Genomic DNA, 15,898 nt, shown 5'->3' with positions numbered 1-15,898 from the left:
CATCATTCGTCAGCGCGGCACCAAGTATAAGCCCGGCAAGCATGTCGGCATCGGCAAGGATCACACCTTGTTCGCGCTGGTCGAAGGCATCGTGCGGTTCCACAAGAATTCGCTCGGCACCACCGTGTTTATCGAACAGCCGGAAGTGGAAGCGCTGCCGCTGGCAGCCTAACACGACGCGCGTTTCGGCCTTTCTCTCCCCCGGCCTGCCGCGCGGTGAGATATAGAGGTTAAAGGGGGAATGGTCTGCCATTCCCCCTTTCACGTTTTGGGGCAGCGATATCGGCTCCTAGGATACCCTGACGATGAAGTTTCTCGATCAAGCCAAGATTTACGTGCGCAGCGGCGACGGTGGGGCGGGCTGTGTGAGTTTTCGGCGCGAGAAATTCATTGAATACGGCGGCCCGGACGGCGGCGACGGCGGACGCGGCGGCGATGTGTGGGTGGAGGCGGTGGCCAACCTCAACACGCTGATCGATTACCGTTACCAGCAGCATTTCAAAGCGCAAAACGGCATTCCCGGCATGGGGCGGCTCCGCTCCGGCCCCGGCGGGCGCAGCGTGACCATGAAAGTGCCTATCGGCACGCAAATCATGGATGAGTTCAACGAAACCGTGTTGCACGATCTGACCGAGCCGGGGCAGCGGGTGCTGCTGGCGCGCGGCGGCGACGGCGGCTTTGGCAATGATCATTTCAAATCCTCGACGAACCGCGCCCCGCGCCAATCCTCCCCCGGCTGGCCCGGCGTTGAAATGTGGGTTTGGTTGCGCCTGAAGCTGATTGCCGATGCGGGCCTCGTTGGAATGCCGAACGCGGGCAAGAGCACGTTTCTCGCGGCCTCCTCCGCCGCGCGCCCGAAGATCGCCGATTATCCGTTTACGACGCTAAAGCCGCAGCTTGGCGTTGTCGGCGTCGATGAAAAGGAATTCGTGCTCGCCGATTTGCCGGGCCTGATCGAAGGGGCAAGCGACGGCGTTGGCCTTGGGCACCGCTTTTTGGGGCATGTGGAGCGGACGCGCGTTATTCTGCATCTCATCGATGGCACGGCCGAAGACGTGGCGGAAAATTACGCCGTGGTGCGCCAGGAACTGGAAGATTACGGCGGCGGGCTGACCGACAAGCCGGAAATCATCGGCCTCAATAAAACCGATGCGCTGCTCGATGAGGAAATTGAGGAAAAGCGCGCGGCTTTGGCCGAAATCAGCGGGCAAGACCCTGAGGATATTCATCTGCTCTCCGGCGTTACCGGGCGCGGGGTGCTCGATTTGTGCCGCCGCCTCTATGGGGTGATCGACCGGGCGAAGGAAGACGAAAAAGCGGCCTCCGAACATATTCCCTATCAGCCCTGAGCCGCGCCCGATGACTGCCCTCGCCCCCGTTGAAACGCAATCCCTCGCCACCGCGCGGCGGCTGGTGGTGAAAATTGGGTCGGCCCTGTTGGTGGAGGGCGAAACGGGCGCGTTGCGGCGCGACTGGCTGAATGCGCTGGCCGATGACGTGGCAGCCTTACGGGCGCGCGGCATGCAGGTGATGATCGTCACCTCCGGCGCGGTGGCGCTGGGGCGTGGCTCGCTGGGATTGCTTGGCAAGGCGCTGCTGCTCGAAGAAAAGCAAGCAGCGGCGGCGACCGGACAAATCCGCTTGGCGCACGCCTATCAAGAAGCGCTCGCCCGGCACGGGCTCACGGCGGCCCAGGTACTGCTGACCCTTGAAGATACCGAAGAGCGCCGCCGTCATTTGAACGGTCGGGCCACCTTGAACGCGCTGCTCGCCCTGGGTGCGGTGCCGATCATCAACGAGAACGACACGATCACCACAGCGGAAATCCGCTTTGGCGATAATGACCGGCTGGCGGCGCGCGTCGCGCAAATGGCGAGCGCCGATACGCTGGTCCTGCTGTCGGATATTGATGGGCTGTATACTGCCGATCCGCGCGTGAACGCCGACGCCAAGCATCTGCCGGAAGTGCGGGCGCTGACCCCCGACATTATGGGCATGGCCGGGGAGGCCCTGCCGGGGTTCTCCTCCGGCGGCATGGTGACGAAGTTGCAAGCCGCGCGGGTTGCGCTCTCAGCCGGGGCGCGGATGGCGATTGCCTTGGGCAAGACGCTGAACCCGCTCGAAGCTCTGCTCAACGGCGCGCGCTGTACTTGGTTTCTGCCGCAAGCCGAACCTTTGACGGCGCGCAAGCGCTGGATAGCGGCTTCCGTGAAGCCGGTGGGGGTTCTGACGGTCGATGCCGGGGCGGTTGGGGCGCTGCGGGCGGGGAAAAGCCTGCTGCCCGCCGGGGTCCGTCAGATCAGCGGCAGTTTCGAGCGCGGCGATCTCGTTGTGGTGCAGGGGCCGGATGGCGTTACGCTGGCGCGCGGGCTGATTGCCTATGATAGCGCCGATGCGACCCGGATTGCCGGGCGGCGCAGTGGCGACATTGAAGCGCTGCTCGGTTATCGGGGGCGCGATGAGATGATTCACCGCGATGATTTGGTGATGGAACCCCAGGGGGAGGTGCCGCATGGACTTACCTGATCTCGCAACCCAAATGGCGGACCTTGGCGCACGGGCGAAAGCGGCGTCGGCGCTTCTGTCGCAGACCAGCGGCGCGCAGCGCGCGGCAGCGGTGACGGCCATGGCGGCAGCTTTGCGCGCGGCGGCTCCGGTGATTTTGGCGGCGAATGACAGCGACATGGCCCGGGCGACCGAGCTGTCGCCCTCCCTGCGCGACCGGCTGAAGCTCACGCCGGAACGGCTTGAGGGCGTGGCGAAGGGGCTCGACGAGATTGCGGCGCTGCCCGATCCCCTGGGCGCGGTGCTGGAAGAGTGGCATCAGCCGAACGGGCTGCATTTTCAAAAAATCCGCGTGCCGCTGGGCGTTATCGGCATCATTTACGAATCCCGCCCGAATGTAACGGCGGATGCGGGCGCGCTGTGCGTGAAATCTGGCAATGCGGTTATTCTGCGCGGCGGCTCCGATAGTTTTGCCTCCTCGGGCGCGATTCTCACCGCCTTGCGCGCCGGGCTGACGGCGGCGGGACTGCCCGAAGATTGCGTTCAGGCCGTGCCAACGCCGGACCGGGCGGCGGTCGGGCTCCTGCTGACGATGACCGACACGCTGGACGTGGTCATTCCGCGCGGCGGCAAATCCCTTATCGCTCGCGTCGCCGCCGACTCGCGCGTGCCGGTGCTGAAGCATTTGGATGGCAATTGCCACACCTATATCCACAGTGCTGCCGATCTCGACAAAGCCCGGCGCGTCGTGCTGAACGCCAAGCTGCGGCGCACGGGCGTCTGCGGGGCAACGGAAAGCCTGCTGTTCGATGCGGCCATTGTGCAAAGCCACGCCGCGCCGATTCTGAAAGATCTACTCGACGCCGGGTGCGTCGTGCGCGCCGATGCCGCGCTGGAAGCCCTTGATCCGCGCATTGAGCCCGCGACCGAGGCGGATTGGGGCACCGAATATCTGGAAGCCATCGTGTCGGCGAAGGTCGTTTCGGGCGTTGACGCGGCGATTGAGCATATCAACCGCTATGGCTCGCACCACACCGAAGCGATTCTGACCGAAGACGCGCGGGCGGCGGCGGCATTTCTCGCTGGGGTCGATAGCGCCATCGTGCTGCATAACGCCTCCACCCAGTTTGCCGATGGCGGCGAGTTCGGCTTTGGCGCGGAGATTGGCATTTCCACGGGCAAGCTGCACGCGCGCGGCCCGGTGGGGGCGCAGCATTTGACCTCGATTAAGTATCTCGTGCGGGGCAATGGCACAGTTCGCGCCGGATAAGGCCGCGTTACGCGCGCTGCGGCGGTTTCGGCGCGGGCAGGGACAGGTGATCGGGCTGCTGGGCGGATCGTTCAATCCGGCCCATGACGGTCATCGGCATATCGCGCTGGAAGCTTTGCGGCGCTTGGGGCTGGATTGGGTTTGGTGGCTGGTCTCGCCGCAGAACCCGCTGAAATCGGTGGCAGAGATGGCGTCGCTGCCCGAGCGGGTGGCTTCGGCGGTGAGCACGGCGCGCCACCCGCACATGGTGGTGACGGCGATCGAAAGCGATCTTGGCACGGTTTATAGCGCGGAAACCCTGCGGCGGCTGACGCTTCTGTTTCCGGGGCAGCGCTTCGTGTGGCTGATGGGGGCCGATAATCTTGGGCAAATCGCCCGCTGGCGCGCCTGGCAGAGCTTGTATGACCGAGCGGCGGTTGCGGTTTTCGCCCGCGCGCCTTATTCTGGCAAAGCTCTTCACGGGCGGGCAGCGCTGCGCTTTCGCGCGGCGCGCTTGCCGGATGGGGCCTGTCGATCCCTCGCGCGGCATAAACGGCCTGCTTGGGTCTTTTTGCGTACCCGTTTACACCCGGCCTCGGCCACCGCAATTCGTGCGGCGGCGAAGACCGATGTAAGACTTCTTCAAGACTAACCGGAGGGTTCTCCCATTTCCGCCCCCAACGATACGACGCCGCCCACTTCGACGAATGAACCAGTTTCCACTAAAAGCACCGCGCTTGTTGAGCAGTTGGTGGAAGTGGCCAAAACCTCGCTGGACGACGGCAAGGCGGAAGGCATTGTCGTGATTCCGCTCATCGGCAAAACCAGCATCGCCGATTACATGATTATCGCCTCGGGCCGCTCCAACCGGCAAGTGGCGGCGCTTACCATGAATCTGGCGGAAAAGCTGAAGGAAGCCGGGGCCAAGGGCATTACCATCGAAGGTATGCCGCGCGCCGATTGGGTGCTGGTCGATGCCAAAGACATCATCGTCCACCTCTTCCGCCCGGAAGTGCGCAGCTTCTACAATCTCGAAAAAATGTGGGGCGTGGAGCTGCCGCCGGAAGTACTGGTCAAAGGCTATTCGGTCGATAGCGATAGCCTCACCGACGCCGAAGCCGAGGAAGATTGGGACGAAGAGGCCGGCGAAAGCCCGCGCTTCTAACCCTTTTCCGATGCGCGTTCATCTGCTCGCGGTCGGGCGCTGTAAGGAGGCGGCCATCAAGTCCTTGGTGGCCGAGTATGGCAATCGGCTGCGTCCGGCGCTGTCCCTCGTCGAAGTCGAAGAGCGCAAAGCCCTTCCCGCCGCCGAGTTGAAAGCCCGTGAAGGGCAGTTGCTGCTAGAGGCGCTGCCGAAAGGCGCAACCCTGGTGGCGCTCGACGAGCACGGCAAGAGCCTCTCCAGCCAAGCCTTCGCCGAGCAAATCGGGCGCTGGCGCGATAGCGGCGTCGCCGATCTCGCCTTTGCCATCGGCGGGGCCGATGGGCACGATGCGGCGCTGCTCAGCCGCGCCGATTTTAAACTCAGCCTCAGCCCGCTGACCTGGCCCCATATGCTGGTGCGGGTGATGCTAGCCGAGCAGGTTTACCGGGCGCATTCGATTTTGGCCGGGCACCCGTATCACCGGGAGTAGGGCATTTAGGCCCGATATTGCCAAATATAATAGCGTCCCTCGGCCACCCCGTCGGGCAAGGGCAGCGGATGCCAGGTGGGCACGCTCATTTTTTGATCGGCGATAATGTAGGCCCCATCCGCCAAGAGCGGCGGTAACGCCTGTTCGAGCGCGCGGACCAAGGGTTCGGTCGTGTCGCGGCTGCCGTCGCCGATATCGCTATGGATGAGCCGTGCCCCGGCCCCAAGGCGCGGGCGGATGGCCGGGAGGGTTTCGCGCACGTCGCCCAAGATCATCATCGCCTCCGGCGGGGCGCTTTTTGGGTTGGCCCGCATCGCCCGGTCGAAGACGAAAATCGGCGCGCTCGGGAAAAGTTCGCGCAGATGATCGTAGGTACGGCCATTGCCAAGGCCGAGTTCCAGCACGGGCTCGGTCAGCCCCGGGCCGCCCAGGTGGGGGGCGATGAAATTCAGGCAGGCGCGTTGCGCAACCATGCGATTGATGAAGCTATCGAGACGAGACATGGGCTGTTGTCGCAACCCCGTCCGCCGCCGTCAAGCCTTGCCCATGGGGCTTGCTCCTAAGGCTTGCTCCGGGGGGGCGGCGTGATAAGCTCCGCCGCCAAAGTTTTAGGAGACGGAGAAGCATGAGTGAAGCGCAGCGCTGGGACCAAGAGTATCAGGATGGTCGGTGGAATTTTCTGCATAAACTGCGGGAAGCGCCGCGATATGGGGCGGTTGCCGCCTATCTGATGCAGGCCCCGCGCCCGTTCCGGCTGCTCGATATTGGTTGCGGTGATGGGGTGTTGATGCAGTATGTGCATCCGTCGCTGCTGTCGGGCTATGTCGGCGTCGATCTGTCGCAAGCCGCCCTCGACCGATTCGAAGGGCTCCCCCCCGGCGGCGTTACCCGCTGCGCCGATTTGGCGACTTATGAGCCCGAGGGCAAATTCGACGCGATCCTGTTCAACGAAGTGCTGTTCTTCACCGCCGATCCGGTGGCCGAAATGGCGCGCTACCGCAAAGCCCTCACCCCGAACGGCGTGATGATCGTCTCGCTCTACGCTAAGGAAACCGGCGGTGCACGGCGCATTCTCGATCAGGTTCACGGCGCGCTGACCGGGCTGGACTGGACCCTGCTCGACCATTGCCGTTTGACGACGCTGGGCAAGGGGACCAACTGGCAGCTTTATCTGGCGCGCTAGTGTGCTCCCCTGTTAGGGGAAGCACACTCACCTTGCGCGACACGCGGGAAACCCTAGAAGAGTTTCATCCGCGTTAACCGGGATGGGTTGGGCACAGCGGCGGGCGGGGTTTCATCGGGACTGGTGAAACTGTCTGCCTTCCTAATCGATGATTTTGCCCAGGCCATCGACACCAACCTTCACAACCTTACCGTTCTTGGTCGCCGTTCCCCGCCATACCTTACCCGCATCGAGGGTTAGCGCGCTGATATTGGTATACCCAACGGTCGCGAGCTGATCCTGTGCCCGCATTTCGGTAAAGCTGCTGGCCGAGCCGACCGGCCCCTGCGTCTGGCTTTGCGCCGGTTGTGTCGTTTGCTGCGCGAAGGCGAACGTGGAGGTGATCGAGATGATTGCAGCAGTGAGGAAAATATTCTTCATGGTTTTCTCCATTTTTTTCAGCACGAAGAGGCCGTGCCGTAGAGAAAAGAACAATGAGAGCGAATTGGTTCCAAAATTCTGCGTTAGTTTAATCATTCTCTAGGTAGAGAACTGGCATGGCCGAAACTTCGCTTGCGTCCAAAAGCCACCCAATAACCTGATCTTCGGGCCGATCTTCGGCGAGAATACGCAAAGTTTCTCTTGCCTCGCCCTCACCGCGCATGAGGGATTCATAGGCCTCACGATAGGCGAGAACCCACGGGTCCTGCCCGCTGCCTTTGGGGAGGATTTCCCACAGGTCCACCGGCTCGCTGCGTCCGCGCAAAGCGACCCGCCCGACCGGGCGGCAGTCGGTATCGCCGGTCAACTCGATGATGCGATTGCCCGCGAGCAGCCGGGTGCCGAGCGCCTTATTGGCGGTTTCGATGCGGGCGGCGGTATTCACCGCGTCGCCCGCCGCGCCATATTTCAGCCGGTCCGCCGCGCCGAAATTCCCCACGGTGACGGTGCCCGCATTAAGCCCCAGGCGGGTGTAGCCGAAAGGAATGCCCTTGCGGCGTACGGTTTCGGCAAACTCGGTTGTGGCGGCTTCAATCCGGCGGGCGGCGCGCAGCGCACAGAGGGGGTGATCGGCCATAAATTCCGGCGCGCCGAACAGGGCGAACACGGCATCGCCGATAAAATCGACGACGATGCCGCCTTCCTCCGCAATAATCTCGCAGACAATGCCCAAGTACCGGTTCAACAGCGGGATAATTTGTTCCGGCGGGTAGCTTTCCGACAGCGCGGTGAAGCCGTAAATATCGGTGAACAGTACGCTGACTTCGCGGCGCACCCCTTCGAGCGTCAGGCGGCTCGGGTCGTGCAGCAGGCGGGCGGCGACATTGGCGGGCACGAACCGACCGAAGAGATCGCGAATTTTCTGGCGCTCCCGCAGCCCTTCCACCATGCGATTGAAAGACCGCGCCCCTTCGTCGAACTCCCGTACGGGGCTGCGGCGCAAGGGTGGGACGGCGTCGAAGTCCCCCGCTTCCACGGCCTCGCTGGCCTGAGCAAAATCCTTGATCGGGCGGCGGATGACGCGCGCGAGCACCAGCGACAGACCGATGGATCCTACCAGCACCAAGGCCCCGATCATCACGACCATTTGCAAGCTGCCGAAGGCTTCTTGGACCACTTCGTCCTTCACATAGAAGCCAAGAATCCAGGGCTTATCACCATATCGGGTGATCTCCCGGTACAGGAAAACATAGTCTTCCCGGCCAACCTCCACATTCAGCAGCGTCGCTTCTTGGTCGAACTGGCGCAGCAGAACCGGAAAAGCCCCACGCGGCACTTTGCCTTTGCCCCAGATTCCCGCCAGCACCGGATCGCCGACTTCCTCCAACCGGGGTAAGGGGCGCGAATCTGATCCGGTCATTTCCATCTTGGCAAGATTGGGGTGGGCTAACACCCAATCGCGGTCATAGAGAATAACGGCAGTTTGCTGGTTCAGGTTCGAGCTTTGTGCCAAGCTGCGCGAAACTTCGCCGACGCCTACCGCCGCTTCGATGACGCCGAGAAACACATTATTCTCATCGAACACCGGCACGCGCAGGGTGACGACGGTCTGTTGGAGAACCGTGCTCCAAACCGGCGGCAACCATTCCGGCTCGCGGCTTTTGGCCAGCGTTTGCAACTGCCGCCGAATGGCATCGCCCCCTGGCAAAACGATGCGCTTCAAATCCCGCTCGCCCCGCGTGGCCCGGTAGGCGACGCCCGAGGCGGTGACATAGCCGACGCCGACGATCTGCGGCGTGGCCGAGAGGCTTCCTACCAGCAAGCCGGTTATCTGGTCGCGGTCGCGTAAATCCACCCGGCCTTCCGCCGCCGCCTCGGTCATCATCGCCAATTGGCGGCGGACGGGGTTCAGAATGCCATCGACCGAGCGCACCACCTGGGCCAAAGCCTGACCGCCGCGTTCGGCGAGCAGTTCGAAGGTGAGGCGCCGGGTTTCTTCGGCCCCGACGTAGAAGACCGTACCAACGGCGAGCGTCATCAGCCCGGTAAACCCCAGGGCCAAGAGCCAGGTGATCGGCAAGCGTCCGCTGAGCGTGGCGCTCAGGCGGCGCAGGAGAATGTTAATTATACGGATCAGCCGCATCCCGAAGCCCATCGCCAAGGAAGTTGAACGCCAAGACGACCAGGATCACGGGCACCACCGGAAACAGCAGCCAGGGATAGAGAACGACCGCATTGATATTCTGCGCCTCCGCCAACAAAACCCCCCAACTGGTAATCGGGGCGCGCAACCCCAGCCCTAAGAAGCTTAGGGCGGTCTCCCCCAGAATCATCCCCGGAATTGATAGGGTTGCTGAGGCGATGATGTGGCTGAGAAAATTGGGCAAAAGATGGCGGCGAATCACCCGCGAGGGTTTTGCGCCCATCAATTCCGCTGCCGTGCAGAAATCTTCCTCCCGCAGGGCCAGCAGTTTGGAGCGCACGGCGCGGGCAAGTCCGGTCCAATCGAGCAACCCCAGGATCACGGTAATGCCGAAATAGATAACCACCGGGCTCCAATCGACCGGTAGCGCGGCGGAAAGGGTCATCCAGAGCGGCAGTTCTGGGAAGCTGCGCAGCATTTCGATAATGCGCTGGATGAGGGAATCGACCTTGCCGCCGTAATAGCCCGCAATCCCGCCGAGCAGCAGCCCGAGAAACAGGCTGATGCTGATGCCAATCAGGCCCACGGTGAGCGAAATCCGCGCGCCGTAGAGAATGCGCGACAGAATATCCCGCCCCAGCCGGTCGGTGCCGAGCAAGAACAGCGTGCCGCCCTCTGGCGGGCAAACGAAATGGAAGGAACCCTCGATCATCCCCCAGAAGCGGTAGGAATCGCCCCGGCAAAAGAAGCGCAGGGGCTGCACCCGGTCCCGGTTCGGCGTGTAGACGCGGATGAGATTGTCCATGTCGAGCCGATAGTCGAACCCATAGGTAAACGGCCCGACGAAGCGCCCTTCGTGGAACAGGTGAATGCCCTGGGGCGGCGCTAGGATATGGTCGATGTTGCGGGTCGTGAGGCCATAGGGGGCGAGCATCTCGGTGACGAGCGTGGTCGCATAGGCAAAGGCCAGGAAGACAAGGCTGATCATGGCGAGCTTATGCCGCCGAAACCGCCAGATCATCAGTTGCAGGGGTTTCGCCTGATAGATCCGCTCCTGCGCCGGGGTGATTTTATCGATGGCGTAGGGATCGAACGGCTCAGGGTTCACATAATGCTGCATCATGCGCCCCCTGGCCCGCCGAGGCGAATGCGCGGATCGAGCGCGGCCAAAGCAATATCCGATACCAGCACGCCGACGACGGTCAGCAGCGCCAGGAAAAACAAGAAGCTTCCGGCCAAATACATATCCTGGCTTTGCAGGGCCGCCAGCAGCATCGGCCCCGTGGTGGGCAGCGACATAACCACCGACACGATGGTCGCGCCGGAGATCATTTGCGGCAGCAGATTACCGATATCGGCGATGAAGGGGTTTAGTGCCATGCGCAGCGGATATTTCAGCAGCACCCGGCGCGCGGGCAGGCCCTTGGCCCGCGCTGTGGTCACATAGGGTTTATGGAGTTCGTCGAGCAGATTGGCGCGTAAGCGCCGGATCATCCCCGCCGTCCCGGCAAGCCCGATCACCAGCGTCGGCACGATCAAATGCTGCACGACCGAGATAAACTTCGCGCCCGACCAGGGTTGATCCAGATAGATCGGGTCCATCAGCCCGCCAATCGAAATGCCGAACCAGCGGTTGCTGAGGTACAGCAGCACGAGGGCCAGCAGAAAATTCGGCGTGGCGATGCCGAGAAAGCCGATGATCGTGAGAATATGATCGCCCGCGCTATACCGGCGCACGGCGGAGTAAACGCCGATGGGAAACGCGACGATCCAGGTGAAGAGAATCGTGCTGAACGACAGAATGATCGACAGCAGCAGCCGGTCGCCGATGACCTCGCTGACGGGCAGTTGATATTCGAACGACCAGCCGAAATCGCCGTGGAGCATGCCCCAGAGCCACACCAGATATTGCTCCCACAGGGGTTTATCGAGCCCATATTGGTCACGCAGAAACTGGATTTTCGCCGGGTCCACCGCCTCGCCCTGGCTTTGCAACTCGGCAATATAGGTGGTGAGGTAATCGCCCGGCGGCAGTTGAATGAGGATGAAGGTGATGAGGCTGATCACCAGCAGCGTTGGGATCATCACCAATAGGCGGCGAATAAGGTAATTCAGCATGCTTGCCTCATCTCTGCCCATCCTCGAACCATAGTCGGTCCGGGCGATACAGCCCAAGATGGCCGCCCGGCTCCCAATTATACATGCCCTCGGCGGGCAGATTGCGCAGGCTTTTGCGCGCATAAACCGGCTGCGGCACGTCTGAAATCAGCCCGATCACGAACTGCTGTTCCGCGTGATACTCAAGCATCTCGTGCCAGGCCGCGCGGCGCGCGCTTTCGGTTTGGGCGGTTCGCCAACTCTCAAAGAGCCGCATCAACTCCCGCCCCTCGGCCATATCGATGGCCTGGCCCGCCTTGCCGGAGGATTCGTAGAAATTCCCCCACTGCGACCAAGAGCCATGAATCTGCTGAGTCGGGGCCCATTCGGCAGGGGAATGATCGGCGTGGGCAAGGCCATTTTCGGCACCTGCGGCGATGCTGATGACGGTTTCCCCGGCGAATAGCCGATTGCGGAACACATCGGCCTGGAAATTCTTGGTCAGCGCCTTGATACCGATTTCTGCCCAGGCATCGCGTACCAACTGCATCACGTCGGCTTGATCGGGGCTCTCGCCGCCGGATTCGACGACGATGGTCATTGGGCGGCCATCGGGCAGGCGGCGCAGACTGCTGGCCGCATCGCGGACGAGCCCAAGTTCGTCCAGCAGCTTATTGGCTTGCTGCGGCGCATAGCTGGCCCAGGTGAGGCGGGTTGAATCGCGGTACAGCGGGCTTGCTTTCTGAACGCTATTATTACCCTCGCGCGCGAGGCCGAAATAAACGACCTGATTGATTTCGCGCCGGTTAATGCCAAGCGACAGCGCTCGGCGAAAGCGCACATCGCGCATCAATCCGCGCCAAACCGGATCGGCCACGGTCAGATTGGGGAACAGCGCCAGATGCGCCCCGCGCCCGGTGCGCCACAGGGTAACGGTCGCCCCCTTCTCCTTAGCGGCCCCGCGCAGAAAGCTGTAATCGGAGAACCCCAGATAGCGCGCCTGCAAATCGGCCTCGCCCGCGCCGACCTTTGCCGGGATCAGCTTGGGTTCCGCCACCTGCATCAACACCCGGTCGATATAGGGCAGTTGCTGGCCCTTCGCGTCGATCCGGTGATAATAGGGATTGCGCACGAAGGTAAACTGTTCGGCGGGCGGTTTGGTTTTTAAGACCCACGGGTCGAGCGTCGGCAAATCCGGGTTATCGTTGCGGTATTGATTATCCAGCCGATTATGAAGCTGCGCCCAATTGCGCGCTTTGGCTTTGGCAACCGCCGCTTTCAGCGCCTCGGGATCGGCGTAATTTTTGTGGAATTGCTTGAGATAATGGGCCGGACGGTAGAGGAACAGCGGGGCGGGGCCAGCCAATTCGTGCAGAAACTTCGGATTCGCCGCCGGCCAGGCGTAGCGCACCGTGAGCGCGTCGGGGAAACTCACCTCGGGCGCTTTCCCGTCAACCAACAGCGACGGCGGCGGACCGGTGGGGGAGAGTTCCTTGTTGCGGATCACATCGTCCCAAAAGTAGCGGAAATCCTCGGACGTAAACGGCGTGCCGTCCGACCAGCGGTGGCCCGCGCGCAAATGCAGCGTGAACACCCGATCTTCCGCGACCTCCAGCCCGGCCAGAAGATCGGGTTGAAGCTGGTAGTTTTCGTCATAGGCGACGAGGCGGGCATTGCCGAACACCACCATCTGGCGCACGTCGCGCGCGCCGCCGCCAATCCAACGCCATTCGCCACCGGGACGCCCGATTTCGGTGCCGGGGGGGAAGACTGCAAGGCTGGGCTCAGACGGCAGGCGAGCGCCAATCGGCGGCAGCTTCCCGGCGGCAACCTCGGCGGCAAAGAACGGTATTTCGACCGGCTCGACGGCGAGCGCGGGGAGGGGAGCCGCAAGGGCCAGCAGCGTGAGGAGAAGGCGGCGCATTGTCATTCCCCTTACGCCGCCGCGCGGACGAGGTGGCCGGGGGCCACTTCGATCAGGCCGGGGCGGGTATCGCCTTCGATGCGGTAGGGCGCGGGCCAGGCGGCGGGGTTGGAGGCCCGGCCTTCCATCAGCTTGCCAAAATCGAGCGGATGGGCGAGGTCGGGCACGGGCACCGCCGCCAGCAGCGCTTGCGTATAGGGATGCTGCGGGTCGCTGAAAAGCTGGGCGCGCTCGGCAAACTCCACGATCCGTCCGGCGCACATGACCGCGACCCGGTCCGCGAGATAATCAACCACCGCAAGATTATGGCTGATGAAGAGGTAGGTGAGGCCCAGCTCCTGCTTCAACTCTTTCAAGAGATTCAGGATTTGCGCCTGGATCGATACGTCGAGCGCCGAGACCGGCTCGTCGCAAATGATGAAGTCCGGGTGCAGGGCGAGGGCGCGGGCGATGCCGATGCGCTGGCGCTGCCCGCCGGAAAAGCTATGGGGGTAGCGGTGGCGGTGCGTGGGGTTGAGCCCGACCAGCCCTAAGAGTTCATCGACGCGCGTGCGCTGTTCGTCGGCACTACCGATGTTGTGGATCACCAAGGGTTCGGCGATCAAATCCGCCACGGTCATGCGCGGGTTCAAGGAGCCGAACGGGTCTTGGAAAATGAACTGGGCCTTGCGCCGGAAGATTTTCTGATCGGCGTCGCTGAGATGGTTCACGTCCATCGGGCGGTCGCCATCATAGAAAGTGATCTTGCCCGCGTCGGGCGTCATCGCGTTCAGAATCAGGCGCGATAGGGTGGTTTTGCCGCAGCCGCTCTCCCCCACCAGCCCTAAGCATTCACCGCGCCGGACGGTGAGGGATACGTCATCAACCGCCACATAGGGTTTCGATTTCGTGAAGCCGAACAGGCCGCCGCGCGCCGTGAAACTTTTCGAGACGTGCTCGACGCTGAGAATCGGTGTGTTGGCGGTGACGACGACCGGCTTGCGCGTGAGGCTCGGGGGCAGGGCGCGCGGGTAATCGCGGATCGGCTTCAGCGGAATGGTGCGGTCGCGCCCCGGTTCCGGCGTTGCTGCCAAAAGCGCGCGCAAATAAGGGTGGCTGGGGGTTTCGAAGAGGGCCGCCGTCGGGCCACTTTCCATCACTTTGCCGTGGTACATTACCACGGTTTCTTGGGCGATATTGGCGACCACCCCGAGATCGTGGGTGATCATCAGCACCGCCATCTGCAGTTCCTGCTGAAGATCGGCCAGGAGCTTCAAGATTTGCGCTTGCAGGGTGACGTCCAGGGCGGTCGTCGGCTCGTCGGCGATCAAGAGGGCGGGGCGGCAGATCAGCGCCATGGCGATCATCGCGCGCTGACGTAAACCGCCGGAAAGCTCGAAGGTATAGGCGCTGAGCGCGCTCGCCGGGTCTTTAAAGCCGACGAGGCGCAGCATCTCGCGCGCCAAATCTTCGCCCGTGGCACTATCGACCGTACGGTGCAAATGCAGGGCTTCGAGAATCTGATTGCCGATGGTGTGTAGCGGCGAGAGCGCCGTCATCGGTTCTTGAAAAATGATGGCAACATCGCGCCCGCGCACCGCGCGAAAGGCCGGGCTATCGGTATTGAGCGTGGCGAGGTCGAGGGTTTCGCCGCCCCGGTTCAGCAGAATTTGCCCGCGACTGATGCGCGCCGTCTTGGGCAAAATCCCCAAAATGGCCTGCGCCAACACCGATTTACCGGAACCGGACTCGCCGACGAGCGCCACGGTGGAGCCGGGCATAACGTCGAAACTCACCCCCTTCACCGCTTCCACCGGCCCGCCTGGGAGCGCAAACGTCACCGCGACATCGCGCAGACTGAGAAGCGGGGCGGCGGCAGGCGGGTTCAGCATGATCGATCATTTCCCAAGAGCATGGCGGGAGCTTACCCGAACCCCTGGCGGCTGGCGAGGGGGCGAGACAAATCCGGGGGCGTGATGATTTTAAAGGCGCGTCTTGGGTGCAGTGCGCTATAGTGCGGGCCAAATTTAGCTGCCGCGATGCCTCGATGGAAAAAACCCTCTTCCGATTTATCTGTCGTTATAGTCTGAAGCAGCAGATTGCAGTTGTTGTTTGGACGCTCATTTCTTTTCCTTTTCTGTATTATTCGCTCGATTTGCCGAAGATGATCGTTAACGAGTCGATCCAGGGTAAAACTTGGCCGTTGGCCGTTCAGGGGTTTGAGTTGGGTCAGATGGAGCATTTGCTCCTTCTCTGCTTCAGTTACTTGGCCTTGGTTCTCATCAACGGCGCGTTCAAGTATTTTCTGAACGTCTATAAAGGGCGCGTTGGCGAGCGGATGAACCGGCGGCTGCGCTTTGCGCTGTACGAGCGGATTTTACGCTTCCCCAATCACCATTTCCGCAAAACCCCGCCGGGCCAATTGGTTCCGATGATCACGGCGGAAGTCGAACCTTTGGGCGGTTTCATCGGCGATAGCTTCGCGGTGCCTGCATTTCAAGGCGGCACGCTGCTGGTTATTTTGACCTTCATGTGCTTGCAAGACCCAATTCTCGGGCTTGCCGCGATTGCGCTGTACCCAGTACAAATGGTGATTATTCCGCGTTTGCAGCGTAAAGTGAATAATCTTAGTAAGCAGCGTATTCATTTGGTGCGGGAACTCTCGGACGAAATTACCGAAACGGCGCTGTCTTTACGCGAGATTCAAACCAACGGAACCAACCGCTTCCATCTCGCTATTTTCGGCAAGATGATGGATATTAAT

Annotated in this window: 16 protein-coding genes; 9 read left to right on the top strand and 7 right to left on the bottom strand. The window is 62.1% G+C overall.

The annotated features are described in order from the left end of the window. From ACIQ36_RS10770 to rlmH, 7 genes are all read left to right on the top strand, one after another. A partial coding sequence (locus tag ACIQ36_RS10770; protein ID WP_395829046.1) for a 50S ribosomal protein L27 occupies positions 1-172 on the top strand: 172 nt, incomplete at its 5' end. Between the two features lie 133 nt (positions 173-305). Then, entirely contained in the window at positions 306-1,349 is a 1,044-nt protein-coding gene (obgE, locus tag ACIQ36_RS10765) for a GTPase ObgE (protein WP_395829045.1), read from the top strand. A 10-nt stretch (positions 1,350-1,359) separates the two neighbouring features. Continuing rightward, complete coding sequence (gene proB / locus ACIQ36_RS10760) at positions 1,360-2,526, top strand: glutamate 5-kinase (RefSeq protein WP_395829043.1); 1,167 nt, start codon at positions 1,360-1,362, stop codon at positions 2,524-2,526. Beyond that, positions 2,513-3,775 (top strand): glutamate-5-semialdehyde dehydrogenase, encoded by a 1,263-nt coding sequence (locus ACIQ36_RS10755; protein ID WP_395829041.1) that lies wholly within the window; start codon positions 2,513-2,515, stop codon positions 3,773-3,775. The genes proB and ACIQ36_RS10755 overlap by 14 nt, the downstream gene beginning before the upstream one ends. Beyond that, positions 3,753-4,406, top strand: a complete 654-nt coding sequence (locus ACIQ36_RS10750) for a nicotinate-nucleotide adenylyltransferase (protein ID WP_395829039.1) — start codon at positions 3,753-3,755, stop codon at positions 4,404-4,406. Before ACIQ36_RS10755 ends, ACIQ36_RS10750 begins: the two co-directional genes overlap by 23 nt. 99 nt (positions 4,407-4,505) lie before the next feature. Continuing rightward, positions 4,506-4,919, top strand: coding sequence for a ribosome silencing factor (rsfS, locus tag ACIQ36_RS10745; protein ID WP_395829037.1), 414 nt, complete (start codon positions 4,506-4,508; stop codon positions 4,917-4,919). A gap of 10 nt (positions 4,920-4,929) precedes the next feature. Further along, positions 4,930-5,388 carry a 23S rRNA (pseudouridine(1915)-N(3))-methyltransferase RlmH gene (gene rlmH, locus ACIQ36_RS10740; RefSeq protein WP_395829035.1) on the top strand — a complete coding sequence of 153 codons (459 nt, stop codon included), beginning with the start codon at positions 4,930-4,932 and terminating at the stop codon, positions 5,386-5,388. A gap of 5 nt (positions 5,389-5,393) precedes the next feature. On the opposite strand, the gene ACIQ36_RS10735 is transcribed toward rlmH, so the two are convergent. Then, positions 5,394-5,891, bottom strand: a complete 498-nt coding sequence (locus ACIQ36_RS10735; protein ID WP_395829033.1) for a class I SAM-dependent methyltransferase — start codon at positions 5,889-5,891, stop codon at positions 5,394-5,396. Positions 5,892-6,013: 122 nt separating this feature from the next. On the opposite strand from ACIQ36_RS10735, the gene ACIQ36_RS10730 reads away from it, so the two are divergent. After that, the gene (locus ACIQ36_RS10730; RefSeq protein WP_395829031.1) at positions 6,014-6,571 is read left to right on the top strand and encodes a class I SAM-dependent methyltransferase; all 558 of its coding nucleotides are present in this window, start codon (positions 6,014-6,016) and stop codon (positions 6,569-6,571) included. 141 nt (positions 6,572-6,712) lie between these two features. Here ACIQ36_RS10730 and ACIQ36_RS10725 read toward each other — a convergent pair whose 3' ends face one another. The 6 genes from ACIQ36_RS10725 to ACIQ36_RS10700 form a co-directional block, all read right to left on the bottom strand. After that, positions 6,713-6,991, bottom strand: coding sequence for a hypothetical protein (locus ACIQ36_RS10725; RefSeq protein WP_395829029.1), 279 nt, complete (start codon positions 6,989-6,991; stop codon positions 6,713-6,715). 88 nt (positions 6,992-7,079) lie between these two features. Beyond that, positions 7,080-9,134: an adenylate/guanylate cyclase domain-containing protein gene (locus tag ACIQ36_RS10720; RefSeq protein ID WP_395829027.1), complete on the bottom strand. Its 2,055-nt coding sequence runs from the start codon at positions 9,132-9,134 to the stop codon at positions 7,080-7,082. After that, positions 9,112-10,257: an ABC transporter permease gene (locus ACIQ36_RS10715; RefSeq protein ID WP_395829025.1), complete on the bottom strand. Its 1,146-nt coding sequence runs from the start codon at positions 10,255-10,257 to the stop codon at positions 9,112-9,114. Before ACIQ36_RS10715 ends, ACIQ36_RS10720 begins: the two co-directional genes overlap by 23 nt. After that, the gene (locus ACIQ36_RS10710) at positions 10,254-11,252 is read right to left on the bottom strand and encodes an ABC transporter permease (RefSeq protein WP_395829023.1); all 999 of its coding nucleotides are present in this window, start codon (positions 11,250-11,252) and stop codon (positions 10,254-10,256) included. The genes ACIQ36_RS10715 and ACIQ36_RS10710 overlap by 4 nt, the downstream gene beginning before the upstream one ends. A 7-nt stretch (positions 11,253-11,259) precedes the next feature. Beyond that, positions 11,260-13,155, bottom strand: a complete 1,896-nt coding sequence (locus ACIQ36_RS10705) for an ABC transporter substrate-binding protein (protein ID WP_395829021.1) — start codon at positions 13,153-13,155, stop codon at positions 11,260-11,262. An 11-nt stretch (positions 13,156-13,166) separates the two neighbouring features. Next, a complete protein-coding gene (locus ACIQ36_RS10700; RefSeq protein ID WP_395829019.1) occupies positions 13,167-15,026 on the bottom strand; it encodes a dipeptide ABC transporter ATP-binding protein in 1,860 nt (619 codons plus the stop codon). A gap of 272 nt (positions 15,027-15,298) precedes the next feature. Here ACIQ36_RS10700 and ACIQ36_RS10695 point away from each other — a divergent pair. Next, positions 15,299-15,898: ABC transporter transmembrane domain-containing protein (locus tag ACIQ36_RS10695; RefSeq protein ID WP_395829017.1), on the top strand; the 600-nt coding region annotated here is incomplete at its 3' end.

The sequence above is a fragment of the Elstera sp. genome (assembly GCF_044372965.1).
Taxonomy (GTDB): Bacteria; Pseudomonadota; Alphaproteobacteria; order Elsterales; family Elsteraceae; genus Elstera.
The sequence above is the reverse complement of the archived record's forward strand: the minus strand, read 5'-3'. Positions and strand labels throughout refer to the sequence as shown.